24 protein-coding genes are annotated in these 26,965 nt (G+C 65.5%); 6 read left to right on the forward strand and 18 right to left on the reverse strand.

Annotated elements, in window-relative coordinates:
* Positions 1–395 precede the first annotated feature (395 nt).
* On the forward strand, positions 396–2,042 hold the full coding sequence (gene leuA, locus BMI01S_RS03195; protein ID WP_028230010.1) for a 2-isopropylmalate synthase: 1,647 nt from the start codon (positions 396–398) through the stop codon (positions 2,040–2,042).
* Between the two features lie 153 nt (positions 2,043–2,195).
* On the opposite strand, the gene BMI01S_RS03200 is transcribed toward leuA, so the two are convergent.
* The gene (locus BMI01S_RS03200; RefSeq protein WP_028209323.1) at positions 2,196–2,579 is read right to left on the reverse strand and encodes a nuclear transport factor 2 family protein; all 384 of its coding nucleotides are present in this window, start codon (positions 2,577–2,579) and stop codon (positions 2,196–2,198) included.
* A gap of 561 nt (positions 2,580–3,140) precedes the next feature.
* Between BMI01S_RS03200 and rpoH the strand changes: the two genes are divergently transcribed.
* The 4 genes from rpoH to cydB all read left to right on the forward strand — a co-directional run bounded on the left by rpoH (position 3,141) and on the right by cydB (position 7,309).
* Positions 3,141–4,076: an RNA polymerase sigma factor RpoH gene (gene rpoH, locus BMI01S_RS03205; protein WP_028209322.1), complete on the forward strand. Its 936-nt coding sequence runs from the start codon at positions 3,141–3,143 to the stop codon at positions 4,074–4,076.
* Positions 4,077–4,280: 204 nt separating this feature from the next.
* Positions 4,281–4,565 (forward strand): cytochrome oxidase putative small subunit CydP, encoded by a 285-nt coding sequence (gene cydP / locus BMI01S_RS03210; RefSeq protein WP_028230009.1) that lies wholly within the window; start codon positions 4,281–4,283, stop codon positions 4,563–4,565.
* The gene (locus tag BMI01S_RS03215; protein WP_028230008.1) at positions 4,552–6,141 is read left to right on the forward strand and encodes a cytochrome ubiquinol oxidase subunit I; all 1,590 of its coding nucleotides are present in this window, start codon (positions 4,552–4,554) and stop codon (positions 6,139–6,141) included. The genes cydP and BMI01S_RS03215 overlap by 14 nt, the downstream gene beginning before the upstream one ends.
* A 31-nt stretch (positions 6,142–6,172) precedes the next feature.
* Positions 6,173–7,309, forward strand: coding sequence for a cytochrome d ubiquinol oxidase subunit II (gene cydB / locus BMI01S_RS03220; protein ID WP_042288243.1), 1,137 nt, complete (start codon positions 6,173–6,175; stop codon positions 7,307–7,309).
* Positions 7,310–7,677: 368 nt separating this feature from the next.
* Here the strand turns inward: cydB and nagE are convergent, their stop codons facing one another.
* From nagE to BMI01S_RS03275, 11 genes are all read right to left on the reverse strand, one after another.
* The gene (gene nagE / locus BMI01S_RS03225; protein WP_028230006.1) at positions 7,678–9,438 is read right to left on the reverse strand and encodes an N-acetylglucosamine-specific PTS transporter subunit IIBC; all 1,761 of its coding nucleotides are present in this window, start codon (positions 9,436–9,438) and stop codon (positions 7,678–7,680) included.
* Positions 9,439–9,587: 149 nt separating this feature from the next.
* Positions 9,588–12,182, reverse strand: a complete 2,595-nt coding sequence (gene ptsP, locus BMI01S_RS03230; protein ID WP_042288246.1) for a phosphoenolpyruvate--protein phosphotransferase — start codon at positions 12,180–12,182, stop codon at positions 9,588–9,590.
* Positions 12,183–12,194: 12 nt separating this feature from the next.
* Complete coding sequence (locus BMI01S_RS03235; RefSeq protein ID WP_028230004.1) at positions 12,195–13,202, reverse strand: SIS domain-containing protein; 1,008 nt, start codon at positions 13,200–13,202, stop codon at positions 12,195–12,197.
* Entirely contained in the window at positions 13,195–14,298 is a 1,104-nt protein-coding gene (gene nagA / locus BMI01S_RS03240) for an N-acetylglucosamine-6-phosphate deacetylase (protein WP_028230003.1), read from the reverse strand. Before nagA ends, BMI01S_RS03235 begins: the two co-directional genes overlap by 8 nt.
* A gap of 96 nt (positions 14,299–14,394) precedes the next feature.
* Positions 14,395–15,129, reverse strand: coding sequence for a GntR family transcriptional regulator (locus tag BMI01S_RS03245; RefSeq protein WP_028209314.1), 735 nt, complete (start codon positions 15,127–15,129; stop codon positions 14,395–14,397).
* A gap of 519 nt (positions 15,130–15,648) precedes the next feature.
* The gene (locus BMI01S_RS03250; RefSeq protein WP_028230002.1) at positions 15,649–16,461 is read right to left on the reverse strand and encodes a MetQ/NlpA family ABC transporter substrate-binding protein; all 813 of its coding nucleotides are present in this window, start codon (positions 16,459–16,461) and stop codon (positions 15,649–15,651) included.
* Between the two features lie 167 nt (positions 16,462–16,628).
* Positions 16,629–17,270, reverse strand: coding sequence for an SCO family protein (locus tag BMI01S_RS03255; RefSeq protein WP_028230001.1), 642 nt, complete (start codon positions 17,268–17,270; stop codon positions 16,629–16,631).
* Positions 17,271–17,274: 4 nt separating this feature from the next.
* Positions 17,275–18,180, reverse strand: a complete 906-nt coding sequence (cyoE, locus tag BMI01S_RS03260; protein ID WP_028209311.1) for a heme o synthase — start codon at positions 18,178–18,180, stop codon at positions 17,275–17,277.
* 9 nt (positions 18,181–18,189) lie between these two features.
* Entirely contained in the window at positions 18,190–19,299 is a 1,110-nt protein-coding gene (locus tag BMI01S_RS03265; RefSeq protein WP_028230000.1) for a COX15/CtaA family protein, read from the reverse strand.
* 36 nt (positions 19,300–19,335) lie between these two features.
* The gene (locus BMI01S_RS03270) at positions 19,336–19,989 is read right to left on the reverse strand and encodes an SCO family protein (protein ID WP_028229999.1); all 654 of its coding nucleotides are present in this window, start codon (positions 19,987–19,989) and stop codon (positions 19,336–19,338) included.
* 103 nt (positions 19,990–20,092) lie between these two features.
* Positions 20,093–20,875 carry an SURF1 family protein gene (locus tag BMI01S_RS03275; RefSeq protein ID WP_042288249.1) on the reverse strand — a complete coding sequence of 261 codons (783 nt, stop codon included), beginning with the start codon at positions 20,873–20,875 and terminating at the stop codon, positions 20,093–20,095.
* 105 nt (positions 20,876–20,980) lie between these two features.
* On the opposite strand from BMI01S_RS03275, the gene BMI01S_RS03280 reads away from it, so the two are divergent.
* Positions 20,981–21,190, forward strand: a complete 210-nt coding sequence (locus BMI01S_RS03280) for a twin transmembrane helix small protein (RefSeq protein WP_028201826.1) — start codon at positions 20,981–20,983, stop codon at positions 21,188–21,190.
* A gap of 123 nt (positions 21,191–21,313) precedes the next feature.
* Here BMI01S_RS03280 and BMI01S_RS03285 read toward each other — a convergent pair whose 3' ends face one another.
* From BMI01S_RS03285 to coxB, 6 genes are all read right to left on the reverse strand, one after another.
* A complete protein-coding gene (locus BMI01S_RS03285) occupies positions 21,314–22,171 on the reverse strand; it encodes a cytochrome c oxidase subunit 3 (RefSeq protein WP_028209308.1) in 858 nt (285 codons plus the stop codon).
* A gap of 100 nt (positions 22,172–22,271) precedes the next feature.
* On the reverse strand, positions 22,272–22,493 hold the full coding sequence (locus BMI01S_RS03290; RefSeq protein ID WP_036017473.1) for a DUF2970 domain-containing protein: 222 nt from the start codon (positions 22,491–22,493) through the stop codon (positions 22,272–22,274).
* Positions 22,494–22,554: 61 nt separating this feature from the next.
* Positions 22,555–23,133: a cytochrome c oxidase assembly protein gene (locus BMI01S_RS03295; protein WP_042288253.1), complete on the reverse strand. Its 579-nt coding sequence runs from the start codon at positions 23,131–23,133 to the stop codon at positions 22,555–22,557.
* Positions 23,134–23,172: 39 nt separating this feature from the next.
* A complete protein-coding gene (locus tag BMI01S_RS40620; protein WP_209439859.1) occupies positions 23,173–23,313 on the reverse strand; it encodes a cytochrome oxidase small assembly protein in 141 nt (46 codons plus the stop codon).
* 133 nt (positions 23,314–23,446) lie between these two features.
* Entirely contained in the window at positions 23,447–25,060 is a 1,614-nt protein-coding gene (gene ctaD, locus BMI01S_RS03300) for a cytochrome c oxidase subunit I (protein ID WP_028209306.1), read from the reverse strand.
* Between the two features lie 184 nt (positions 25,061–25,244).
* Positions 25,245–26,894, reverse strand: a complete 1,650-nt coding sequence (gene coxB, locus BMI01S_RS03305; RefSeq protein ID WP_028229998.1) for a cytochrome c oxidase subunit II — start codon at positions 26,892–26,894, stop codon at positions 25,245–25,247.
* Positions 26,895–26,965 lie beyond the last annotated feature (71 nt).

The raw sequence follows: 26,965 nt of genomic DNA on the forward strand, positions 1-26,965 counted from the left end.
CGAACATCCTCCGAATTACCTTCGGCCGTCTAGCGGCCCTATCGCTACGTCTAGCGTAAGCCAGGCGTAGCGCTGCGCGACCACCTCTTCGGTCGTGTAGTCCTCCCAAAGCAGTTCTCGCAGTACCCCAAACCCGTAGTTTTCTTACAACCTGTCGTCTCTATTCGTCCGTTTACCGCCCGGACGAGTCGCGAGGGTCAAAATGCACGTTGCATGGGCATCGTTTTCGTCGTCTTCGTTCGCAGCCGCGATGGCCACCACCATCGCCATCATTGCCGCGTTCGTCACGTCGGTTCGTTCCACCCGTTCGTCTGCAGCCGTGCCGCCCCGTCGTCAGCAAGCGAGCCGCCCGCTCACGACCGCCATCGCACACGACAAAACGAACGAGGCATGCCATGTTGCGTAATCCCGCCGAGAAGTACCGCCCCTTTCCCGCCGTCCGTTTGAATGGCCGACGCTGGCCCACGCGCACCGTCGAGCGCGCGCCGATCTGGATGAGCACGGACTTGCGCGACGGCAACCAGTCGCTCATCGAGCCCATGAACATCGCGCAGAAGACCGAGTTCTTCGAGATGCTCGTGGCGATCGGCTTCAAGGAAATCGAAGTCGGCTTTCCGTCGGCGTCGCAGACCGACTTCGATTTCGTGCGCAAGCTGATCGAGGAAAAGCGCATACCCGAGGACGTGACGATCGAAGTGCTCGTGCAGTCGCGCGAAGACCTCATCGCACGCACCTTCGAAGCGCTCGAGGGCGTGCCGCGCGCCATCGTGCATCTCTACAACGCGATTTGCCCGTCGTTCCGCAAAATCGTCTTCGGGCAATCGAAGGACGACGTGAAGGCGCTCGCGGTGGACGGCACACGCATGATCCGCGAACACGCGGACAAACATCCGGAAACGCACTGGATCTACCAGTACTCGCCGGAAACGTTCAGCATGACCGAGCTCACGTTCGCGCGTGAAGTGTGCGACGCGGTTGCACAAACCTGGCGCCCGACACGCGATCACAAGATGATCGTGAACCTGCCGGCCACCGTCGAAGCCGCGATGCCCAACGTCTATGCCGACCAGATCGAGTGGATGGACCGCAACCTCGCCTACCGCGACAGCATCGTGCTTTCCGTGCATCCGCATAACGACCGCGGCACCGCCGTCGCCGCGGCCGAAATGGCGCTGCTTGCGGGCGCGGACCGCATCGAAGGCTGCCTGTTCGGCAACGGCGAGCGCACCGGCAACGTCGATCTCGTCACGCTGGCGATGAACCTCTTCACGCAGGGCATCGACCCGGGCCTCGACTTCTCCGACATCGACGCCGTGCGCCGCGTGGTCGAGCGCTGCAACCAGCTTCCCGTGCATCCGCGCCATCCGTACGCGGGCGACCTCGTGTTCACGGCCTTTTCGGGTTCGCACCAGGACGCGATCCGCAAGGGCTTCGCCCAGCAACGCCCGGACGCCATCTGGGAAGTGCCCTATCTGCCGATCGATCCCGCCGACCTCGGCCGCAGCTATGACGCCGTGATCCGCGTGAACAGCCAGTCGGGCAAGGGGGGCGCCACGTATCTGCTCGAGCGCGGCATGGGCTTCACGCCGCCGCGCCGCGTGCAGATCGAGTTCAGCCACGCGGTGCAGAGCGTCGCCGATACATCGGGCGAGGAAATCACCGGCGATGCCGTATGCGCGCTGTTCGCTCGCGAGTACTTCGAGGCACATGCGCCGGCGGCCCACGTGGGCGCGGGACGCGCGCGCTGGGAAGGCCGCGACGTGGCGATACCGTCCGCCGCCGGCGCTGACGAGGCGCATGCGCGAGCCGTCGCCGCCGCTATCGCGGCCGTGGCCGGCGAGGGTATTGAAATCGCGTCGTTCGAGACCGCGCACACGGCCCACGGTGCGACGGCCGTATTCGTCGGCGCGCGCGTGGGGGGCCAGCCTTTGCGCCACGGCGTGGGCGTCGCCGACGACGCGGTCCATGCGTGCGTGGCAGCCGTCGTCAGCGCGGTCAATCGCGCGGACTGGCCGCACGTGGATCGCCGTGCGGCGGCGTGACGTGGGGCACGCAGGAGATTCGCGCGCAACACGGAAGATCGTTCGAGTTTCAGCAGGAAAGCGGCGGCATTGTTGAGCGCCAGCGGCAAACGGGCCGCCGGCGTGCGCCTGAAACGCCTCATCCGGCGCTTCAGCGAGTGGACTTACCGGTCGTCACTCGATCGCGCAACGCGTCGCCTGCCACGCGAGCAAACGCCATTGACCGTTCTCGTGCGTCAGGATCGCCGTGTAGGCGATGGGAAAGAGCAGCGCGCCGTTGTTCGCTTCCATTTCGATGAGCACGCGCCCCGACACGACGCAGGCTTCGTTGCCCGCGTGCACCACCTCCTGCGACTGGATCTCGATTTGCCGGTAGCGCCGGCGCCCGCCCGTGATCGCGTCGATGAACTGCTGCTTGGTCTCCCGTTTGCCGTTCGTATGGACGAACGTCGCCTGGTCGGACAACAACCGGTCCAGCGATGCGCCGTCGCCGTCCACCATCGCGCGAAAGCGCTCGCGCTCCAGACCGCGAATCGCATCGATTAGTTTTGCCGCCATCGATCGAGCCCCTTGCGCGCCGGTCCGCGCAGCTCGCGCGGACCGGCGCTGAAGATTATCTCCATGCGCCTCCGCTGCAATTTATACCAGGATTTGGCGCATGGATACTTGCGATCAAAGGAGCCACCCCCATCTGGAAACGGCATGCGGGCAGCGCGACCCGCTGGCGATGGCCGGCCCTCCCTCGCCGCGCCCTGACGTCGCAGTGCAGCACTTTCGGCTTTGTCCGATGTCTATTTGTCGATTGATGTCCGCGCGCGGCACGTCTACCGGAATTCGCTCATTCAACCCTTTTTTCCCGCTCGGCGCCTCGAATTCGCGTTCCGGTTCTAGAGTGTTCCTTCGGACCACCCCCAGCCCGAACCTGCGCTGGCTTTCGAGCCCCGCCCCGCTTGGCGCCCAGCTTTTGGTGTAATCTATCGATACATCAATGTCGATAGAAATCGAGGAACCTTGAAGCCCTACCAGACTCCAAGTATTAGCACTCGGTAATTCAGAGTGCTAACATCCAGCGTGGAGTCGCTGTCTGACTTTTTGCAAGATTCCTGAGGAGTTCGCTACGTGAGCAACGCAATGACCATGACCCTTCCGAGTACGCTGAGCCCGTCGTCGGCCAAGGCCGGGGGTTCACTGGCGCTCGCGAATGCTTCCCTGCTGCCCGGCCAGCTGGGCAACATCGACGCCTACATCCAGGCCGTGAACCGGATCCCGATGTTGACGCCGCAAGAGGAGCGCCAGTTCGCGACCGAGTTTCGCGAGCAAAACAATCTCGAGGGCGCCCGCCGTCTGGTGCTGTCGCACCTTCGCCTCGTGGTGTCGATTGCGCGCAATTACCTGGGCTATGGCCTGCCGCACGCCGACCTGATCCAGGAAGGCAACATCGGCCTGATGAAGGCCGTGAAGCGTTTCGACCCCGAGCAGAACGTTCGCCTCGTGTCGTACGCGATGCACTGGATCAAGGCTGAGATCCACGAGTACATCCTGCGCAACTGGCGCATGGTGAAGGTCGCGACGACCAAGGCGCAGCGCAAGCTGTTCTTCAACCTGCGCAGCCACAAGCAGGGCCTGCAGTCGTTCACGCCGGAGGAAATCGACGGCCTCGCGCAGGAACTCAATGTGAAGCGCGAAGAAGTCGTAGAGATGGAAACGCGCCTCTCGGGCGCCGACATCGCGCTCGAAGGCCAGACCGAAGACGGCGAGGAGTCGTTCGCCCCGATCGCCTGGCTCGCCGACTCGCACAGCGAGCCGAGCGCCGTGCTGGCCGCGCGTTCGCGCGACCGCCTGCAATCCGACGGCATCGCGAGCGCGCTGGAGGCGCTGGACGCGCGCAGCCGCCGCATCATCGAGGCGCGCTGGCTCAACGTCGAAGACGACGGTTCGGGCGGCTCGACGCTGCACGAACTGGCCGACGAGTTCGGCGTATCGGCCGAGCGCATTCGCCAGATCGAGGCGAGCGCCATGAAGAAGATGCGCACCGCGCTCGCTGACTACGCGTAAGCGCCAGTCTCGAAGTTCCCCCGAAGCCCCGTTCACCGAACGGGGCTTTTCTTTTGCGCGCGCCGCGTCTCCCGGCGTCGGGCTGACAGCGCCTGCGCACCTTCGCGACGCCCTCGCTGATTCCGCCCTAAGATGATTTCGAGGTGATGAGCCCCAGACCGCCCTGCGGTCTGGCCTCGCAACGCGTTCGGGGGCACCAACGTCATGATCCCGGCATCTGGCCAACGCCAGCGCACACCGTCGCCGCTGCGCACGCGGATCCTCCAGTGGATGCGCGGGCCGACCTTCGCGCGCGACATCGCCCTCGTTCTCGCCGTCAAGCTCGTCCTTCTGATGGCGCTCAAATACGCCTTCTTCAATCACCCGCAGGCAGAAGACATGAACATGCCGCCTGCCGCCGTCGCTCGCGCCATTCTCGACGTGCCCGCGCCAACGGCGCCAGCGCGGGAAACGCCATCGCAACGAGGGGATCGCCATGCCCACGATTGAATCAGTGGATCTTTCGCGTCTTCAGTTCGCCATCACCGCGCTTTATCACTTTCTGTTCGTGCCGCTCACGCTCGGCCTCTCCTGGATGCTCGTCATCATGGAGTCCGTGTATGTCATGACGGGCAAAGAGATCTACAAGGACATGACGCTCTTCTGGGGCAAGCTCTTCGCCATCAACTTCGCGATGGGCGTGACCACCGGCCTCACGATGGAGTTCCAGTTCGGCACCAACTGGTCGTACTACTCCCATTACGTAGGCGATATTTTCGGCGTGCCGCTCGCCGTGGAAGGACTCGCGGCCTTTTTCCTCGAATCGACCTTCGTCGGGCTGTTCTTCTTCGGCTGGAACCGTCTGTCCAAAGGCGCGCATCTTCTCACCACGTTCCTCGTCGCGCTCGGCTCGAACCTTTCGGCGCTGTGGATTCTCATCGCCAACGCGTGGATGCAGAACCCCGTCGGCGCGGAATTCAACTACGAAACCATGCGCATGGAGCTCACCAACCTGTTTCAGGTGATCTTCAACCCCGTCGCGCAGGTGAAGTTCGTGCACACGGTGTCGGCTGGCTACGTGACGGCCTCCATGTTCGTGCTCGGCATCTCGTCGTGGTATCTGCTGCGCCGCCGCGACGTGGAATTCGCGCTGCGCTCGTTCGCCATCGCCGCGGGGTTCGGCCTGGCCTCGACGCTGTGCGTGCTGCTGCTCGGCGACGAATCGGGCTATACCGACGGCGAAGTGCAGCAGGTCAAGCTCGCCGCCATCGAGTCCGAATGGGAGACCTCGCCCGCCCCCGCCCCGTTCACGCTGTTCGGCTTGCCCAACCAGCGGGAGGAGCGCACCGACTTCGAGATCCGCATTCCATGGCTGATGGGTATCATCGCCACCCGCTCGCTCGACACACCGGTGATTGGCCTGAAGGACCTGATGGGCCGCGCCGAGGTGCGCATCCGCAACGGCATGCTCGCCTACGCCGCGCTACAGAAGATGAAGGAAGGCACCGCCGACACAGCATCGCGCAACGTGTTCGACGCGCACAAGGCCGACCTGGGCTACGGCCTGCTCCTGAAACGGTTCACGCCGAACGTCGTCGACGCCACTTCCGAACAGATTCGGGCCGCGTCGAGAACGGCAATCCCGCCTGTCGCGCCCGTGTTCTGGTCGTTCCGTCTGATGGTGGGTCTCGGCATCCTGTTTCTCGGGACTTTCGTGCTCGCCTTCTGGTTCTGTGCGCAGCGCTCGCTGCTCAAAGGCAGCCGGCGCTGGTTCCTGCGCTGGGCCCTGCTGGCGATTCCGCTGCCCTGGCTCGCGGCCGAATTGGGCTGGGTCGTCGCGGAACTCGGCCGCCAGCCGTGGACCATCGCCGAAGTGCTGCCCACCCGTCTCTCGGCTTCGAGCCTCGCGCCAAGCGACGTCATGCTCAGTATCGGGGGCTTCGTGTTTTTCTACACGCTGCTCTTCATCATTGAGATCACGCTGATGTTCAAGTACGCGCGCCTCGGCCCTTCGTCGCTGCATACGGGCCGTTACCACCACGAGCAGAACGTGGCCGAAGTGACCCGCAGCAGCAACGTCGCCTGACGCGCCCGCGAACGCCAAAAGGAACCACACCATGGACTATGACACGCTCAAATTGATCTGGTGGGTGCTGATCGGCGTGCTGCTGATCGGCTTTGCGCTTACCGACGGCTTCGACATGGGCGCGACCGTCCTGCTGCCCTTCATCGGCAAGACCGACGAAGAGCGCCGCATCGTCATCAACACGGTCGGCGCGACCTGGGAGGGCAACCAGGTCTGGTTCATCACGGCGGGCGGTGCGATGTTCGCCGCCTGGCCGCTTGCCTATGCGGCGTCTTTCTCGGGTTTCTATTTCGCGATGCTGCTCGTGCTCTTTTCGCTGTTCTTCAGGCCCGTGGGCTTCGACTACCGGGGCAAGCGCGTCGATGTGAGGTGGCGCCAGGGGTGGGACCTGGGCCTCTTCGTCGGCGGCTTCGTGCCGGCGCTCGTCTTCGGCGTGGCGTTCGGCAATCTGCTGCAGGGCGTGCCGTTCGCTTTCGACAGCGATTTGCGCGTGACGTATCACGGCAGCTTCTTCGGACTCCTCAATCCGTTCGCGCTGCTCTGCGGGCTCCTGAGCCTTTCCATGCTCACGGCGCACGGCGCCGCTTTCGTGAAAATGAAGAGCGACGGCGTCGTCGCCGCCCGCGCATCGAACGCACTCCGGCTCTTCGCGGGACTCACCATCGTATTGTTCGTCGTCGCAGGCGCACTCGTGGCGACACTCATCGGCGGGTACACGATTCCCTCGCCCGCGCCTCCCGACACGGTGGCCAATCCGCTGCTGAAAAGCGTCGACGCGGGGCCCGGGCTCTGGCTCGCGAATTACGGGCTCTATCCGTGGATGGCAGCGGCGCCGGTGGTGGGCTTGCTTGGCGGCGCGCTCGCCTTCGTGCTCGCGGGCTCGCGCTTCGAGCGGCTCGTATTTCTGTGCACCGGGCTTCAGATCGTCGGCGTGATTCTCACGGCGGGCTTCTCGATGTTCCCGTTCATCATGCCCTCGTCGCTCGACCTGCGTTCGAGCCTGACGGTCTGGGACGCGACCTCGAGCAAGATGACGCTCGAGATCATGCTCGTGGCCGTCGTCATTTTCCTGCCGATCGTGCTCGGCTACACCGCCTGGGTCTATCGCGTCATGCGGGGCAAGATCACGTCCCGTGCGATACGGGAAAACGAGCACACGTTGTACTAGGGCCTGTTCACGCTAATAACAGGCTTGCGAACGTGCCTTGCCGGCTGCAGTGCAAGGAGCAAGGAGCGCCGTTGTTTTGGCCTTGCCAGACAAGCGACGCCGCAATGCGGCCGGCAAGGCACGTTCCCCAAACTTGAATTTCATTCCAGGGGCTGGCCGCCAGAAGGGCCGAGCGCAAGGATTGCGACGAAGCGAATACTCGACGTATTCGTGAGGAGCATGACGCAGCGATCGGCCCTTCTGGCGGCCAGCGCAAGCCTGTTATTAGCGTGAACAGGCCCTGGCGTCGAGGCTCGCTTTAGCAGGTGGCAAAACAGAAACGCCGCGGCATTGGGCCGCGGCGTTCTTCATCGGCTTACGCGCCCCGATTAAGCTGGCTGCAAAGCCAGCTCACGCGCATAGCGTGCCGCCGCGTCACCCACGACGATGTGCAGCGTATCCGCCGAGACCCACGCCACGTCGAGCGCCGCGAGCTTCTCGCGATCCACGGCCGCCGCATCGCGCACGATCACGCGCAGGCGCGTGGCCGCGACCGCATCGAGCGAAACGATGTTGCCGACGCCGCCGAGCACCGCGAGCCAGCGCGCCGGATCCGGATCGAGCGGACCCGTTACGCCACCCGCGTTTGCGGCCGCTGCCGCCTGAACTGCCTGGGCGCCGTGCGAGCCAGGAGCTATGGGTTGAGCCACCGGCACCGCGCCGCCGCGTGCGATCTCGCCGCGGATTTCATCGGCGATGATGTCGGCTTCCGGCCCGATGATGACCTGCACGCTTTCGCCGCCGCGCTTGAGCACGCCGCGCGCGCCAATCGCCTTCAACGCCGGCTCCGAGACATGCGCCGGATCGGCCACCGTGAGACGCAGGCGCGTCGTGCATGCGTCGACCACCTTCAGGTTGGCCGCGCCGCCGAGCGCATCGATATAGCGCGCGGCACGCGAGAGCGAGACCGCCGAGGCCGCGCCGCCAGCCGGCACGGCAACGCCCGACATCGACGAGGCGATCGCCGTGTCGCCCGCCGAGGCTTCACGGCCCGGCGTGGGCAGATTGAAGCGGCGGATGAAGAAGCGGAACAGCGCGTAGTACACGACGGCATAGGCCACGCCGAGCGGAATGGCATACCAGCCGTGCGTGGAGAGCCCGAAGTTCAGCACATAGTCGATCGCGCCAGCCGAGAACGTGAAGCCGAGCTTGATGCCGAGCAGCGAGCAGATCGCGAGCGAGAGCCCCGTGAGCACCGCGTGGATCGCGTAGAGCACGGGCGCGAGGAACATGAACGTGAACTCGATCGGCTCGGTCACGCCCGTGAGAAATGAGGTGAGCGCCATCGAAAGCAGCAGGCCCCCGACCATCGCGCGCTTTTCCTTCGGCGCCTCGTGCAGCATGGCGAGGCACGCCGCCGGGAGGCCGAACATCATGACCGGGAAGAAGCCGGCCATGAAGCTGCCCGCCGTCGGGTCGCCCGCGAAGAAGCGGTGCAGGTCGCCCGTTACCGCCGCGCCGCCCGCCGGCGTGAAGGAGCCGAACACGAACCATACGAGCGAGTTGAGGATGTGATGCAGACCGGTGACGAGCAGCAGGCGGTTGAGCAAACCGTACACGAAGGTGCCGATCGCGCCCGCAGTCGTGAGCCAGTGGCCGGCGGTGTCGATCACGCCCTGCACGGGGCCCCAGATATAGCCGAACACGACGCCCAGCACGACGCACGTGAGCCCGGTGACGATGGGCACGAAGCGTTTGCCGCCAAAGAATGCGAGGAACTCGGGCAGCTTGATGTCCTTGAAGCGGTTGTACAGCATGCCCGCGACGATACCGGCCACCACGCCGGACAGCACGCCCATGTTGAGCTTGTCGTTGATGTCCTTCATCACGGCCGTCTGAACCAGATAGCCCAGCGCGCCCGCGAGCGCCGCGACGCCGTTGTTGTCTTTCGCGAAGCCCACGGCGATGCCGATCGCGAACAGGAGCGGCAGGTTATCGAAGATCGCGCCGCCCGCGTCGGCGATGATCTTGATATTGAGCATATCGGCCTGGCCGAAGCGTAGCAGGATGCCGGCAACCGGCAGCACTGCGATCGGAAGCATCAGCGCGCGGCCGAGGCTTTGTATCTTGAGAAACGGATTGCCATCCATTGAACTGCCTCCAGTCCCTGTCTCTTGCGTGACGTGGTTGGTGAGAGAGGCCGGCGCACGTTGACCGCGCACGCCGGCGTGATTTTAAGGATTGCTTACGGTGTCGAGAATCGAACGGATGAAACCGGTTAGAAACGCATGAAGCGCAGTCAGTCGAGCGGCCAGCTTCCGCGGCTCGCGGCGCGCACCGCTTGCGCCGATTCGAGCGCGAGCGCCTGCTGCGCGCGCTGGCGGCATTCGTCGTAGTCGAGCTTGCGCACACGTGCCTTGATCGACGGCACCGAAACCGGGTCGACGGAAAGCTCGGCCACGCCAAGGCCCACGAGCAGCGGCACGGCGAGCGGATCGCCCGCCAGCGCGCCGCACACACCCACCCACTTGCCGTGCTTGCGGGCGCCTTCGACCGTCGCCGCGACGAGCCGCAGCACGGCCGGGTGCAGGCCGTCGGCCTGCGCCGCGAGATCGGGCTGGCAGCGATCCATGGCGAGCGTGTACTGCGTGAGGTCGTTGGTGCCGATCGAGAGGAAATCGGCGTGGCGGGCGAGCTGGTCGGCGAGCAGCGCCGCCGAGGGCACCTCGATCATCACGCCCACTTCGATCGGCTCGGTGCGGCCCGCTTCGCGCGCGAAGGCGTCGATGCGTTCGCGCAAGCGCACGAGCTCGCCCACATCGGTGACCATCGGCAGCAGGATGCGCACCTTGCCCGCCGGCTTGACAGCCACGAGGCCGCGCAACTGGTCGTCGAGCAGATCGGGGCGCACCTGCGCGAGGCGGATGCCACGCAGACCCAGCGCCGGGTTCGGCTCGGGCGGGAGCGTCAGGTAGTCGACTTCCTTGTCCGCGCCCACGTCGAGCGTGCGGATGATCGCCGTGCGGCCCGCGAGCGCGTCCGTGATCGCCTGGTAGCTCTGGCGATGCTCTTCCACCGTCGGCGCGGCCTGGCGATGGATGAACAGCAGCTCCGTGCGCAGCAGACCCACGGCGTCGGCACCGTTCTCCACCGCCGTGCTGGCGTCTTCGAGCGTCGCGATGTTCGCGGCGACTTCCACCGCGTGACCGTCGCGCGTGGCCGCGGCCTCGTGCGACGTGCGGCGGTTCGCTTCGCGCACGCCCGCGAGGCGCTGCTTCTCGCTGCGCGCGCGTTCGACGTCGAGCGCACTCGGCGTATAGGCGAAGCGGCCCGCGCCCGCATCGACGACGACTTCCGTGCCCTCGGGCACCGCATGAAGCGCGTCGCCGAGCGCGACGATCGCCGGAATGCCGGCCTGGCGCGCGATGATCGCCGCATGCGAGGTGGCGCCGCCGCGCGCCATCACGAGCGCGGTCACGCGTGCGCGGTCGAGCGTAGCGAGATCGGACGGCGTGAATTCGTCGGCGGCGAGCACGGCTTCCTCAGGTAGCGTGCGCGCGGCCGTGTTCGAGAGGCCGAGCGCGCGCAGCACGCGCTTTTCGAGGTCGCGCAGGTCGGCGGCGCGCTCCGCGAGCAACGGATCGTCCACCTTGCCGAGCACCGCGATCTGCGCGCGGATCGCTTCGCGCCACGCGTAGCCCGCGCTCTTGCCGAGGCTGATGGCATCGCGCGCGGCGTCGACGAGCGTCGGGTCTTCGAGCAGCACGCGGTGCATCGTGAAGATGCCCGCCTCGCCGATCGCGCCACGCTGCGAAGCGGTGCGCACGCTCTGGTTCAGCTCGGCATCGACGACGGCAATCGCCTTGTCGAGCAGACGGCTTTCCGCCGCCGAGGTGCCGCTCGCGAGTTCCGGCGGCGTGAGTTCGGCTTCCTCCCAGCGCACCAGCTTGCCCACCGCGACGCCCGGCGCGGCGCACACACCCGCCAGCACGCCGGGCTCGGCCGAAGAGGCTGCCGCGACAGCCGGGGGCTGCGCGACGGGCGCGGGCGAAAGCTGCCGCGCCGGCGCTTCGCCACCCTCGCCCGGCGCTTCGCGCAGGAGTTCGTTCGCGACGGCATCCACGGCGCGCTGCGCGTCCTTGCCGATGCCGACGAGTTCGATGGTCGCGCCCTCGCCCGCGCCCAGACCCAGCAGGCCGACGACGCTCTCGATGGCGGACTTGCGCTCGCCGAAGCGAACCTCGACGCGTGCGTCGATGCCGCGCACGGCTTCGCGCGCGCGTGCCGCCGGCCGCGCATGGAGGCCGCCCGCATGCGTGAGCGTGACGCTGCGGCGCACTTCGTTCGCGACCAGGTCGGTATGGGCGACGACCTCCACGCCTTCCCGTGCGCGCAGCACGAGCAACGCCGTGGTACCCGCTTCGACGTGGCCCGCGCCCGCGCGCCGGACCACCTCGAATGCGTCCGAGTTGGCCACCGCGACGACCGAGACGAGGCTCGGCGCGCTGCACGCCACGACGTCGAGATCGAACTCGATGAGCGTGTCGCCGCGGCGCACGTGCGCACCCTGCGCGACCTTCGGCGTGAAACCCTTGCCGTTCAGTTCGACCGTGTCGATGCCGATATGCACGAGCACCTGTGCGCCTTCGACCGTTTGCAGCGTGACGGCGTGGCCGGTGCGCGCGAGATGCATGACGACGCCGTCGCACGGCGCGACCAGCCGGCCGACGAGCGGATCGACGCCGATCCCGTCGCCGAACAGCCCTTCCGAGAACACGGGATCGGGCACCGACGCGAGCGGCACGACCGGCCCGGTGAGCGGCGAGACAATCAGGATGTGCCCCTCGACGCGTGTATGCGGATCCATCAGGCGAGACTCCTCGATGCGTTCCATTCGCTTTCCAATCTAGTGGGTTTCGGTGACTTTGTTCAAATAGCGCGGCTCGTCCGGATTGCGGCCGCGCGCGGCGGCAAGGCGCGCCGCCATCACGTAGAACGAGAGAATGGCCGCGATGGGATCGAGCGCGGCGTCGGCCGTCGTCGCGAGCGGCAGCGCTGCGCCGGATACGTCGGCGGGCGCGGCGAGCAGCACGCGCGCACCGCGCTTTTCCATGTCGCGGGCGAACTCGATCAGGCCCGCCTGCTCCGGCCCGCGCGGCGCGAACACGAGCAGCGGATAATCGCGATCGATCAGCTCCATCGGGCCATGCCGCACTTCGGCGCTCGAAAACGCTTCGGCCTGAATACCCGAGGTTTCCTTGAGCTTGAGCGCCGCTTCCTGGGCAATGGCGAGGCCCGGTCCACGACCGATGACGATCATCTGCGTGACGTCGCGCAGTTCCTCCACGGCCTTCGACCAGTCGAGCGTGCCCGCGCGCTCGAGCGCGTCGGGCAGCGCGCGCACGGCATCGAGCAACCCGCTGTCGCGCTGCCAGAAGCCGACGAGTTGCGCCGACATCGCGAGCATGGCGATATAGCTCTTGGTGGCGGCCACGCTGAGCTCGGGACCGGCGAGGAGCGGCAGTTCGGTGCCGGCGGCCTCGGCGAGCGGCGAGCCCGCGACGTTGACCATGGCGGCCGTCAGCGCGCCGGCTTCGCGCAGCGCCTTGATCGTCGCGACGAGGTCAGGACTCCTACCCGATTGGGAGAAAGCAAGGGCGAACTGGCCGCGCACGCGTAAGGGCGCCTGTTGCAGCGTGGCGATCGACATCGGGATCGAGGCCACCGGCACGCCGATGCGGCTCATGGTGAGCGCGGCGAAGTAGCTCGCCGCGTGGTCCGAGCTGCCGCGCGCGACAGTGAGCGCGACGTGGCGCGGCTCGGCTTCGAGCACGCGGGCGAGCGCCTCGACGCGCGAGGTGTCCGCGAGTTGTGCGGCGACGACGCCGGCCGAGGCCAGCGCTTCATTAAGCATATTCGACAATCGATTCTCCTTCGACATAGGTCGCGGTGAGCGCCAGCTCGCGATCGAACACGTTGACATCGGCCCATGCGCCGCGCACGAGGCGGCCACGGTCTTCGATGCCGAGGTAGTCGGCGGCATAGCGCGACAGACGCGCGGAAACATCGGCGATCGGCAAGCCGATCGAGACGAGGTTGCGCAGCGCCTGGTCCATGGTGAGCGTGCTGCCCGCGAGCGTGCCGTCGGCGAGGCGCACGCCGCCGAGGCATTTCGTCACGCGCTGGCTGCCGAGGCGGTATTCGCCGTCGGGCATGCCGGTGGCCGAGGTGCTGTCGGTCACCACATAAAGGCGCGGAATGGCGCGCAGCGCGGCGCGGATCGCGCCCGGATGCACGTGCAGCAGGTCGGGAATGATCTCGGCGTACTCGGCATGCGCGAGCGCCGCGCCAACGACGCCCGGATTGCGGTGATGCAGCGGCGACATCGCGTTGAAGAGGTGCGTGAAGCCGCAGGCGCCGTGCTTGAGCGCGGCCACGGCGTCGTCGTAGGTGGCGAGCGAGTGGCCGAGTTGCACGCGCACGCCGCGCGCCGCCATCTCCCCGATGATCTCGATGTGACCGGCGATTTCGGGTGCCACGGTCACCACGCGGATCGGCGCAATCGCGAGGTACTTGAGCACTTCGTCGAGCACGGCCGAAACAGCGGCGTCGGGCTGCGCGCCGAGCTTGCCCGGGTTGATGTACGGCCCTTCGAGGTGCACGCCCAGCACGCGCGCGCCGCCCGCCGTGCGGTTGCGCGTGACGTTGCCGAGGCCTGCGACCACGGCCATTAGCTCGTCGCGCGGCGCCGTCATGGTGGTGGCGAGCAGGCTCGTGGTGCCGTAGCGGGCATGCGTGCGCGCGATGGTTTCGATCGCATCGCCGGCTTCCATGACGTCGGCGCCGCCGCCGCCATGCACGTGCAGGTCGATGAAGCCCGGCAGGATGTAGGGCGCGTCGTTCCTCGCCGGATCGGTGGCCTCGCCCGTGATCGCGGTGATGCGTCCGTTCTCGAACGACAGCGTGCCGTGGATCCAGCCTTCAGGGGTGAGTATGTTTCCGCTCAGCATGAGATTTTTCCGATGAAGTGCATCAAAGCGCGGTAGGACGTTTCGGTGAATTGCATGAGAGAGAGTGCGCCGGCGCTCCGTTCCTGCGGGCGGCGCTCACTGGCGCAGCTCCGCAACGAAGTCGTAATAGCCGTCGCGGCAATAAGTGTCGGTCAGCTCGATGGCGCGCTGATCGGCGGAAAAGCCCACACGCGTGATGACGAGCAGCGCCGCGCGCGCCTCGACGCCCATCAGCGCGGCGATCTCGCCGGTCGCGTTGACGGCGCGAAAGTGTTGCAGCGCGCGCACCACGGGCACGCGGCGCTGCTCCAGGTAAGCGTACAGCGAGCCGTCGATGGCTTCGGGGTCCGGCACGATCGAAACCGGCAGCGCCGAATGCTCGACGGCCATCACGATGCCGTCGGCGCGCCGCAGCCGGCGCAGGCTGGCCACCGAGGCGGCCGGCGAGAGCCCGAGCTGCACGATCTCCTCGCGGCGCGCGGGGCGCACTTCGCGCTCGAGCCATACCGAGTCGGGCGTGAAGCCCCGCTGTTCCATCTTCTTCGTGAAACCGGTCAGGCGCGAAAGCGGGTCCTCCACGTGCGGCGTGATGAAGCTGCCCGCGCCGCGCGCGCGCCGGATCAGCCCCTGCTCCACAAGCAGCTCGATCGCCTTGCGCGCCGTGATGCGCGACACGCCGATGGCGTCCGAAAGCGTACGCTCCGAGGGCAGCGCCTCGCCGGCGGACCACACGCCGCAATGAATGGCCGTGGCTAGGTTGTGCGCCAGCTGCAGATAGAGCGGCGTCACATTGCGCGCATCGGGCATCAGGGCAGACCAACGGGTTTCCATGGACTTGGCGCCAGCGGTTGGAGAGATCGTGGAGGGCCGGGCCGGCATGCCTTGTGGCGATGCAGTGGGTTCCGGCGCGAATGAGAGCCCATTATATAACCACAATAAGACCAGTCAACACATGAGAACCGGCAACAGGCAGGCTTGAAATATCCCTTAAAATCAAAAACTTATACGAACACACAAGGCGCGGAGCGCACACTGCATAGCATCGGGATTTACCCTGAAAGTGCTTTTACGGGTCCGCGATGAGACCGGATTGGTTTCATACAGGTCATTGTGGATAGCCCAGCGTAATACCGGCATAGCACCAGCGACATGGATTCGCGAGAAAGATAGCGCGCGCCCAGGAGATCGCCGGGCGGGCGCCGTCAAACCAGCGCGCCTGGATCGGCACGATCCATCGACTCGCCACAATTCGTGCGCAATAAAAAACGCCGCGACTCTCGCCACGGCGTTCGGATCCTGCAAGGGCTTCCCGCGTCGATTAGACGCAGGCCCAAGCTTCTCGAATAGTCCTTAGAACGACGGAACCATCGACCCCTTGAATTCACCCTTGATGAACTGACGCACGTCTTCGGACTGATAGGCGGCGACCAGCTTCTTCACCCAGGGCTTGTCCTTGTCCTGCGTGCGCACCACGATCACGTTCGCGTAGGGGCTGCGGATGTCCTCCAGCGCAATCGCATCTTTCGTCGGCTGCAGGCCGGCGGCCAGCGCGTAGTTCGTGTTGATGACGCCCGCGTCGACGTCGGCGAGCGAGCGCGGCAGTTGCGCGGCGTCCAGTTCGACGAACTTGATCTTCTTCGGGTTCTCGGCGACGTCGAGCGGCGTGGCGTTGCTGCCGTTCACGCCAGCGCCCGCGCGCAGCTTGATGACGCCCTTCGACTGCAGGAGGAGGAACGCGCGGTTCTCGTTCGACGGGTCGTTCGGCACCGCGATCTTCGCACCTTGCGGGAGGTCGTTCAGCGACTTGAGCTTCTTCGAGTACACGCCGATCGGCGAGATGTACGTGAGACCAACGCTCTGGATCTTGTAGCCGCGCTGCTTGACCTGGCTGTCGAGGTAGGGCTGGTGCTGGAAGCTGTTGGCGTCGAGGTCGCCGGCGTCGAGCGCGGCGTTCGGCTGCACGTAGTCGTTGAATTCGACGACCTTGACGTTCAGGCCTTCGCGCTTCGCAACCTTCTGGACGACGGCCCAGACCTTGGCGTCCGGACCCGAAACGGTGCCGACCTTGATGGTCTGGTCGTCGGCGCGGGCGCCGAAGCTGGCTGCGAGCGTGGTGGCGGCTACGCCGGCGAGGAGTGCTTTAATCAGATTTCTGCGCTGCATGGAGGGTGATGTTCCTGCGTGGTTTGTTGTCGCTCCGGTTGCGCGGCGTTGTGCGCCGTCCGCCGGACGATATAAATCGTCTCATATGGACCCAGCTCTGCGAAATAAGGAATTCGCATACTGGTATGCCGGCGGGCAAGAAGCGCTTGCGGCGGCGGCGCCTTGCTTCAGTCTGGGTTCGAGCCGAGGAGGATCTTCAGGTCGTGCAGCCAGGGCGTGACGCCCTGCCCGTCGCGCGCGAAAAGGCGCAGCTTGCCGGTCGTGTCGAACACGTAGCTCGCGGCGGTGTGGTCCATCGTGTAGCTGTCCGGCGCGTTGCCGGGCACCTTCGCGTAGTAGACGCGGAAGTCCTTCGCCACTTGCTTGAGTTGCGCGTCATCGCCGGGACGCAGTCCGACGAAAGTCGGATTGAACGCGGCCACGTACTGGCCGAGGATCTGCGCGGTGTCGCGCTCGGGATCGACGGTGACGAACAACACCTGCACACGCTTCGCAGCATCGGGCCCCAGTTGCTGGAGCGCCTGCGAAAGCTCGGCCATGGTGGTCGGGCAAACATCGGGGCAATGTGTGTAGCCGAAGAACAGCACGACCACCTTGCCCCGGAAATCGGCGAGCGTACGCGTCTTGCCGTTCGTGTCCGGCAGCGAGAAGTCCTTGCCGAACTGCGTGTTGCCGGTGATGTCGAGGTTCGAGAACGACGGCGGCTGCTGCCCGCAGCCTTCCAGAACCAGCGTGCCCCCTACCGCGCCCGCTACGGCGAGCGCAACGAGCGTGGCACGCGCCACGCGCGCGAACGTTGAGCGCGCCATATCGTTACGCTCCGATGAGCGCATGCACGTAATGGTCGACGAGCAGCGCCGCGAACAGCAACGACAGGTAGACGATCGAATAGCGGAAAGTCTTGCGCGCGAGCGCGTCCGAGTACTCGAGATAGATCTTCCACGCGTAGGCGAGGAACACCGCGCCGAGCAGCACGGCCGCAGCCAGATACAGCACGCCGCTCATGCCCGAGATGTACGGCATCAGCGTGACCGCGAACAGGATCACGGTATAGAGCAGGATATGCAGGCGCGTGTATTTCTCGCCATGCGTGTTGGGCAGCATCGGCAGGCCGGCGTTTTCGTAGTCCTTGCGGCGGTAGAGCGCGAGCGACCAGAAGTGCGGCGGCGTCCACACGAAGATGATGAGCACGAGAATCCAGGCGTCGCCGGGCACGTGGCCCGTCACGGCGGCCCAGCCGAGCGCCGGCGGCATGGCGCCCGAGGCGCCGCCGATCACGATGTTCTGCGGCGTGGCGGGCTTGAGCAGCAGCGTGTAGATGATCGCGTAGCCAACGAAGGTCGCGACGGTCAGCCACATCGTGAGCGGATTGGTGAACGTGTACAGCACCCACATGCCGAGGCCGCCGATCACCGCGGAGAAGATCAGGATCTGCATGCTCGTGATCTCGCCGCGGGCCGAGGGACGCCAGGCCGTGCGACGCATGCGCGCATCGACCTTTTGCTCGACCAGGCAGTTGATCGCGAAGGCTGCGCCGGCCGTGAGCCAGATGCCGACGGTGCCGCCGATCAGCTGTTTCCAGGGCACCATGCCCGGCACGGCGAGGAACATGCCGATGACGGCGCAGAACACGGCCAGTTGCGTGACGCGCGGCTTGGTGAGCGCGAGATATTGGGAAATCCGGCTACCGGGCGTCTGGGAGAGGGTTGTACTTTCCATAGGGCGGGATCACACCGCAGCGGTGTCGCGCGCAGGGAGTACGGCGCGGCCGGGGCGGCTACAAGCAATTCGAAAGTTTAGCACGACGACAAGAAGCAGCAGGATCGCCGCGCCACCGTTGTGCGCCACTGCGACAGGCAGCGGCCACTGCAGCACGATGTTGGAAAGTCCTGTCAGGAACTGGATCAAAACAATAATGAGAACCCAGTTCGCCGGGCGTCGCAACGAGGCGTAGCGCCGCATGCGGAGCGCGAACCATACCAGATAAGCAATCACCGCGAATGCGAACGTGCGGTGCGTCCAGTGGATCGCGACGAGCGCGTCCTGCGTGATCACGTCGCCGTTGCCGTCCATGCCGAGCGCGCGCCAGAGGTGGAAGCCGTGATGGAAATCCATCGGCGGAATCCATGCGCCGTTGCAGGTCGGGAAGTCAGTGCAGGCGAGCACCGCGTAGTTCGTGCTGACCCAGCCGCCCAGCGCGATCTGCGCGACCAGCAGCCCGAGCGCCGCCAGCGCGGCCACGCGCCAGCGCGCGGCGTCGGGCTCGAACGCGGGCAGCGGCGTCATGCGCGCGGCGAGCCACGCGAGCGTGCCGAGCAGCGTGAGACCGAGCAGCAGGTGTGTCGTGACGATGATGGGCTGCAGCTTCATCGTCACCGTCCAGGCGCCGAATACGCCTTGCACGAGGATCAGCCCGAGCAGCGCGGTGGGCCACCAGGGCGACACATGCAGCGGCAGGCGCTTGATACGCGCACGCCAGGCAATCGCCACTTGCGCAATGATCAGGACACCGATCGCCATGGCGAAATAGCGGTGGATCATCTCGATCCACGCCTTCGTCATGCTCACGGGGCCGCTCGGCATGGCGAGATGCGCTGCGGCAATTTGCGCATGGGCGATGAACGGCGACGACGTCCCATAGCACCCCGGCCAGTCCGGGCAACCGAGACCCGAATCGGTGAGACGCGTGAAGCCGCCGAACATCACGAGGTCGAGGGTCATGAATGTCGTGAGCCAGACGAGCTTGCGAAACTTGTTGTCGTCGGCCTTCACCCAGACCCATGACAGCGGCAGCAACGCGATGCACAGGCCGATCAGGGCCAGCTCCAGGATAAACATCTCTCTACTCTTTCTGTCAGATTCGCGCTGCGCACCTTAACCGATGCGCGACCACTTGAGGAGTTTAGTGACGTCCTGTTTGATTTTCGACGGATCGGCATTCGCGGGGAACCGCATCATCAGATTGCCGTTCGGATCGATCAGGTAGATGTGATCGGTGTCTTTCGTCGCATCCGTTGCGGGCAGCCACGCCGCGACCGCACCAGGATCGGCGCGCAGCATGCGCGTATCCGCGTAGGCGCCCTTGATCTTCGCGGGAACGCTCGCGTCGTCGGTGCGCAGCCAGACCGTGACGATGCGCTCGCGCTCCGGCCCCTGCGTCGCTCGCACCTGGCGCATGAAATAGAGCTTCGTCGCGCAAGCTTCACCGCAGGCTCCGCTGTCGACCGACACCATCAGCCAGCGCCCGCGCAGCGAGGCGAGCGGCACTTCGTGGCCGTCGTCGCCCGTCACCGTGAGCGCGTCCGGAATGGGCCGCTGCGGCTCGATCAGCGCGCCGTAACTCGTCGTGCCGCCCTTGGGCTTGATCACGTAGTACGTGAAGTACGAAAGCACGATGGGCGCGCCGCAGATCAGCACGATCAGAAGGAGTATCCAGCGGCCGCGCCGCCGCGAGCCTTTCGGGCCCTGGGCGGCATGCGGGCCGGCCTTCTGCGCGACCTGGGGAGAACGGGGGGATTGCGTCGACACTCTCGTGGAACCTCACATCTGTCGCTTTCGGTTGTTCATGAACTGCATCAGCAGCGCCGATTTCTGGGTATGTCCGGATGAAATCGGTTCGTCCGACGAATCATCAGGCGTCCTTCGCGCTGCCTTCTTTTTCCCGGCCGGGATTATCGACGCGCGCTTCGGCTTCGCCTTCGCCGCGCGCTTTTGTCGCAGCCTTGCGGGCCGCAAAAAGACCGAACCCGAGCGCCGCGAGGGCCATGCCCCACCACTGGAGCATGTAGCCGTAGTTGCGCTCGACGTCGGTATCCGGCACGGGCCAGTCGCGCACTAGGCCGTCCTTGAAGGACGGCACGAAGCCGGTTTGCTGGATCACGAACGGTTGCAGCGGCAACCCGGTTTCCGCTGCATAGGAAGCGACGCCGAGATTCTGCCGTATCTTCTGATGCGCTGCAGAGCCGCCCGCACCGAGTTCGAATGCGCGCGAAGCGTTCGCGCGCGCAATGCCCACCACTTCGACGGGTCCCGGCGGCGTGACGTAGGGCGCGATCGCGGTGCGGTCCGCGATGTTGCGCGGCAGCCAGCCGCGATTGACGAGCACGTACCCGCCGCCTTCGAGTTTAAGCGGCATGACGACATAAAAGCCCGGTTGATCGTTATACGGACGATTGTCGAGATACACCACGCGCTCGGGCACAAAGGTGCCCTTGGCACGCACGCGGTGGAACTCGATGTCCTTCAGCGCGAGCGGCGTGGCGCCGACCGTTTGCGGCGTGGACGATTCGTATTGCGTGATCTGCGCCTGCAGCACCTCCTTCTGATGCGCGCGATCGCGCTGCCAGAAGCCGAGCCGGATCGTGACGGCCATCACGATCAGGATCAGCAATGCGGGGACGAGCCGGATCTTCATGGGGCACGTCCGATGCGAGCCTGGCGGCGGATCGAACCCCGCGCGACGCAGCGCGGTGCGATAATGAGACAGACGTTTTCAGGCATGCCAAATTCCGTGAACTTCATGCACATACTGGTCCCCGTCGCGTTCGCGCTGATCATCGCGAGCATGATCTCGGCGCTCTACTTCATGATGCACGACCGGGGCCGCACCAAGCGGATGGTCTGGTCGCTCGCCACGCGCGTGGGCCTTTCCATTTCGCTCTTTCTCTTCATCCTGTTCGCGCACTGGATGGGCTGGATCCAGTCCACCGGGATTCCTTACGGCCGCTGAGCGCAGCGCCAAAAGTCACCGCATCGCGCAAAACACAAGGCGCCGCGTCGACGAGGTCGGGCGGCGCCTTGCTTCGTTCCGGTTCTCCTTTCTTGCGCCGCGAAAAATGCGGCGCGCGAGGCGTCACAGCCAGTACACGACGACGTAGAGGCCGAGCCAGACCACATCGACGAAGTGCCAGTACCACGCCGCGCCCTCGAAGGCGAAGTGATGGTCGGCGGTGAAGTGGCCGCGAATGAGCCGGATCATCACGACAGTCAGCATCGTGCCGCCCAGGAACACGTGGAAGCCGTGAAAGCCCGTGAGCAGGAAGAACGTCGAGCCATAGATGCCCGAAGCCAGCGTGAGGTTCAGTTCGCCATACGCATGGATATATTCGAACGCCTGCAGGAAAAGGAAGCACACGCCCAGCACGATCGTCGCGGCGAGCCAGGCGATGGCCTTGGTGCGATGATTGTCGCGCAGCGCGTGGTGCGAGACCGTGAGCGTCGCGCCTGACGAAAGCAGCAGCGCCGTGTTGATGGTCGGTACGGGCCACGGCGTCATCGAGCGGAAATGCGATACGAGTGCTGCCGGGCCGGTGTTCGGCCACACCGCCGAGAAGTCCGGCCAGATGAGCTTGTAGTCAAGGCTGCCGAGCTGGTGCAGAGCGATCGCGCGCGCGTAGAACAGCGCGCCGAAGAACGCGCCGAAGAACATAACCTCGGAGAAGATGAACCAGCTCATGCTCCAGCGGTACGACACGTCGACGCGCTTGCCGTACATGCCGCCTTCGGACTCGGCGATGGCGTCGCCGAACCAGTGCCACAGTGTGAAGAGCAGCCATAGCAGGCCGACGAGCACGCCGATCGGCCCCCACGACTCGCCGTTGATCCACGACGCGAGCGACGCGAGCATGATCAGCAGACCGATGGACGCGCTGATCGGATGCCGCGACGGGTGCGGTACGAAGTAGTACGGGCTATCGTTTTGGCCGCTCATGCCTCTTTCTCCAGTTTCCAGTTGCGCCGGACGCCGCCGGCTGCATTGACTCGAGTGTGTCCTCGTTATTCACTGCTTCGCGCGCGAGATTGCACACGCTTCATCCCACCACCGCGTGCACGATCAACAGCAGCACGACGATGAACAGCACCGCGCCAACGATTCCCGCGATGATCAATTGCGCGGGATGCAGGTTCGCGGCGTCGGCTTCGAGGTCGGCGCGCTTGCGCACGCCGAGGAAGGACCAAGCCACCGCCTTCATCACTTGCAGGATGCCGCCTTTCTTCCTGGCCGGCCCTGCTCCGCCGCCTTCGTCGCTCATGCGCCATTCGCCTCTTGAGCCTCTTGCGCTCGTTGGTCCCGTCGATCTCGCCACCCGTGCCTCATGCGCCCGCCGGCTGCTTCGGCGGCGGCGGCACGGCCGGCTTGTTCAACTCGAAGAACGTGTACGACAGCGTGATCGTCTTCACGTCCTTCGGCAGCTTCGGATCGATCACGAATACCACCGGCATGCGCTTCGTCTCGTTCGCCTTCAAGGTTTGCTGCGTGAAACAGAAGCACTCGATCTTGCGGAAGTACTCCGTTGCCTGCTTCGGCGCGTAGCTCGGAATGGCCTGCGCGTCGATCGTGCGTCCTTCGTTGTTCGAAATGTCGTACATCACCGTCATGACTTCGCCCGGATGCACGTCGAGGCTCGTCTGTTCCGGCTTGAAGCCGAGCAGCCCGCGCGCATTCGCGTCGAACTCCACCGAGACCGTACGCGTCATGTCCACCTGCGTGTTGCGCGCCTCGCGCTCCGTGGCGTCGCGCTGCACGAGGTTGTTGATCCCGGTGACCTGGCAGATCGCGCGATACATCGGCACCAGCGCGAAGCCGAAGCCGAACATCAGCAACGCCACGACGACGAGCTTGACGAGCATCGACCGGTTGATTGCGCGATCACTTCGAGCTTGCGTGGACATCGAACTTCCTCGAACGGTCTGCCGGCACACGCCTTGGCGTCAGTGGCCGGGGAAATACACCTGCTTGACGACGGCAGCCACAAAGAATCCGACTACGACCGCCAGCAAAACGAGGCCGAGCCGCAGATTGCCCGCGCGGATCTGCGCAGGCGTGCGTCTTTTTTGTGGATCCCGGGTCATGCGTTCAGCGCGGTTGGCCGCGGCTTCTCCTTGCATCGTGAATCACCCTTCGTGCCTCTCGCGCATCGGTCGATAAAGACTGCGACTTCGCTCGCGTCCGGCTGCCCGCAGCCGGACGCTACGACTCAACGGCTCATTCGACCGTCGGCGGATTCTCGAACGTATGGAACGGGGCCGGGCTCGGCACGGTCCACTCGAGGCCCGTCGCGCCGTCCCACGGCTTGTCGCTGGCCTTCTCCAGTTCGCCGCCGCCGCGATAGGCGGGCAGCGCCACGGCAAACAGGAAGTACACCTGAGAAAGCCCGAAGCCGAAGGCGCCGATCGAGATCACCTGGTTCCAGTCGGTGAACTGGGCCGGATAGTCGGCATAGCGGCGCGGCATGCCGGCGAGGCCGACGAAGTGCATCGGCAGGAACGCGAGGTTGAAGAAGATGAGCGAGCACCAGAAGTGGATCTTGCCGCGCATCTCGTTGTACATCCAGCCGGTCCATTTGGGTGACCAGTAATACCACCCGGCGAATAGCGCGAACAACGACCCCGCCACCAGCACGTAGTGGAAATGCGCCACCACGAAGTAAGTGCCGTGGTACTGGATGTCGAGGGGCGCCATCGCGAGCATCAGGCCCGAGAGACCGCCGAACGTGAACACGATGAGGAAGCCCACCGCGAACAGCATCGGCGTTTCGAAGCTGAGCGAGCCGCGCCACATCGTGGCGACCCAGTTGAACACCTTCACGCCCGTGGGCACGGCGATGAGCATGGTCGCGTACATGAAGAACAGTTGTCCCGTGACCGGCATGCCGGTCGCGAACATGTGGTGCGCCCAGACCATGAACGAGAGAATCGCGATCGAAGCGGTGGCGTACACCATCGAGCTATAGCCGAACAGCGGCTTGCGCGAGAACGCCGGGATCACCTGCGAAACGATCCCGAACGCGGGCAAGATCATGATGTAGACCTCGGGGTGCCCGAAGAACCAGAAGATGTGCTGGTACATGACGGGGTCGCCGCCGCCCGCCGCGTTGAAGAAGCTCGTGCCGAAGTGGCGGTCGAACAGCACCATCGTGATCGCGCCCGCGAGAACCGGCATCACGGCGATCAGCAGATACGCGGTGATGAGCCACGTCCACACGAACATCGGCATCTTCATGAGCGTCATGCCCGGCGCGCGCAGGTTCAGGATCGTCACGACGATGTTGATGCCGCCCATGATCGACGAAGCGCCCATGATGTGCACCGCGAAGATCGCCAGGTCCATGCCTGGACCCATCTGCGTGGAGAGCGGCGCGTACAGCGTCCAGCCCGCGGCGGTCGCGCCGCCCGGCGAGAAGAACGAGCCGACCAGCAGACACGCGGCGGCCGGCAGCAGCCAGAAGCTGAAGTTGTTCATGCGCGCGAACGCCATGTCCGAGGCGCCGATCTGCAGCGGGATCATCCAGTTCGCGAAGCCCACGAAGGCCGGCATGATCGCGCCGAACACCATGATGAGGCCGTGCATCGTGGTGAGCTGGTTGAAGAACTCGGGGCGCATGATCTGCATGCCCGGCTCGAACAGCTCCGCGCGAATCGCGAGCGCCATGACGCCGCCCGAGAGGAACATCACGAACGAGAACAGCAGATACAGCGTTCCGATGTCCTTGTGGTTCGTCGCCAGCAGCCAGCGCCGCCAGCCGTGAGGCGTGGCGTGCGCGTGATCGCCGTGCACGTGGCCGTGCCCCCCAGCTACATCGTGTCCGATGCTAGACATGACTATCTCCTGTCGGTCCGGTGCCGGCGCTGTCGCGCCTGACTCCTGCCCCATGCAATTGAGTTGCGGAAGCGAATTGCCTTTGCGTCTCTTGCTGCGGCGTTTGCCTGCTTTGTTATGTGCTCGCGCAGCGCTTGTCCTGCGTTTCTTGCTGCTTGCCGTACTTGCGCCCGGCCCTGGCCCTTCAGGCCGCCGTGCCGATCTCCACCCGGCGCGCTTCCTTCGCGTTCGCGCCGCCCGTGATCGTTTCCGGCTTCTTCAGAATGATGTGGTCTTCGGCGATACCGGCCGCCTTCATTGCGTCGCGCACCGCTTGCGCACGGCGCTTCGCGAGGTCGGCGTTCGTGCTGGCGTTGCCGCTCGAATCGGTGTAGCCCGAGAGCGTGAACTTCGCATCGGGGTGTGCCTTCGCGTAATCGGCGGCGGCCTGGATGGCGTCCTTCGCGTCGGCGGGCAGCGTGCTCTTGCCCACTTCGAAGTAGACGCTCGCCGGCAGCGCCGCCGTGGTCTGCGCCGCGCCGGAACCCTGCTCGGCGCCGCTTGCCGCGGTCGTGCCGCTCGCCGCACTCGCTTCGGTGGCACCGCTTGCCGCGCCGGCCTCTGCCGCGCCGCTCGCCGCGCCCGCTGCGGCGGTGTGATCGCCGCCCTCGGGCATCTTGCCGTTGCGCGCGTCGGTGACCTGGCGCGGCTGCAGCACGTCGCCCGTATGGTTGCCCCACGAGTTGCGCTCGAACGTGATGACCGAGGCGATCTCGACGTCGTTGAGCGTGGGCGCCCACGAGGGCATGGCGTTCTTGCCCTGCAGGACGATGCTCACGTGCTGGGCGAGCGGGCCGTTGGCGACCTTGCTGCCGTCGAGCGCCGGGAACGCGCCCGCGCCCTTGCCGGTGGGCTGGTGGCAGACCGCGCAGGTCGACGTGTACACCTTCTCGCCACGCTCCTTCAGCTCGGCCAGCGTGTAGGTCTTGTTCGGGTCGTCGTTGGCGGCGGCCATCTTCGCCTTTTGCGTCTGCACCCACTTCGCGTAGTCGTCGTCGGACAGCACTTCGACCACGACGGGCATGAATGCGTGCTCCTTGCCGCACAGCTCCGTGCAGAAGCCGCGATAGGTGCCGACCTTGTCGGCCTTGAACCAGGTGTCGCGCACGAAGCCCGGAATCGCGTCCTGCTTCACGCCGAACGCGGGCACGTACCACGAGTGCACGACGTCGTTGGCCGTGGTGATGATGCGGATCTTCTTGTTGACCGGCACGACGAGCGGGTTGTCGACTTCCTGGAGATACGTATCCGTGATCGGCACACGGTTGTTCACCTCGGAGCGCGGCGTGCTCAGCGTGGAGAGGAAGTTGATGCCCTCGCCCGGCCCCTTCACGTAGTCATAGCCCCACTTCCACTGGTAGCCGGTGACCTTCACGGTGAGGTCGGCGTTGGACGTGTCCTTCATCGCGACGACGGCCTTGGTGGCGGGCAGCGCCATCAGCACGACGATGATGAACGGCACCACCGTCCAGATGATCTCGACCGTGGTGCTTTCATGGAAATGGGCGGCCTTGTGGCCCTTCGATTTGCGGTGCGCGTAGATCGAATAGAACATGACGCCGAACACACCGATGAAGATCACGGTGCATAGAAGCAGCATCATCATGTGGAGGCTGTAAAGCTCTGAGGCGATGCGCGTGACGGGCGGCTGGAAATTGATCTCGTTCACCGCAGGACCGCCGGGGCTGTCTCCGACTGCGAGTGCCGCGCCGGCGACGAGGAATCCGCTGCACGCCAGCACCCCCTGGAGGGCTCGCTTGATTGTTTTCATAGCTTCCTTACCCATAATTTCCATTCAAACCCTCGACCCCGCAGGAAGGTTTTGCAACCAGGGCGCCCCCTGGGACGCTCACGCCGCGCCGGCCG

Source organism: Paraburkholderia mimosarum LMG 23256 = NBRC 106338 (genome assembly GCF_000739815.1).
Lineage (GTDB): Bacteria > Pseudomonadota > Gammaproteobacteria > Burkholderiales > Burkholderiaceae > Paraburkholderia > Paraburkholderia mimosarum.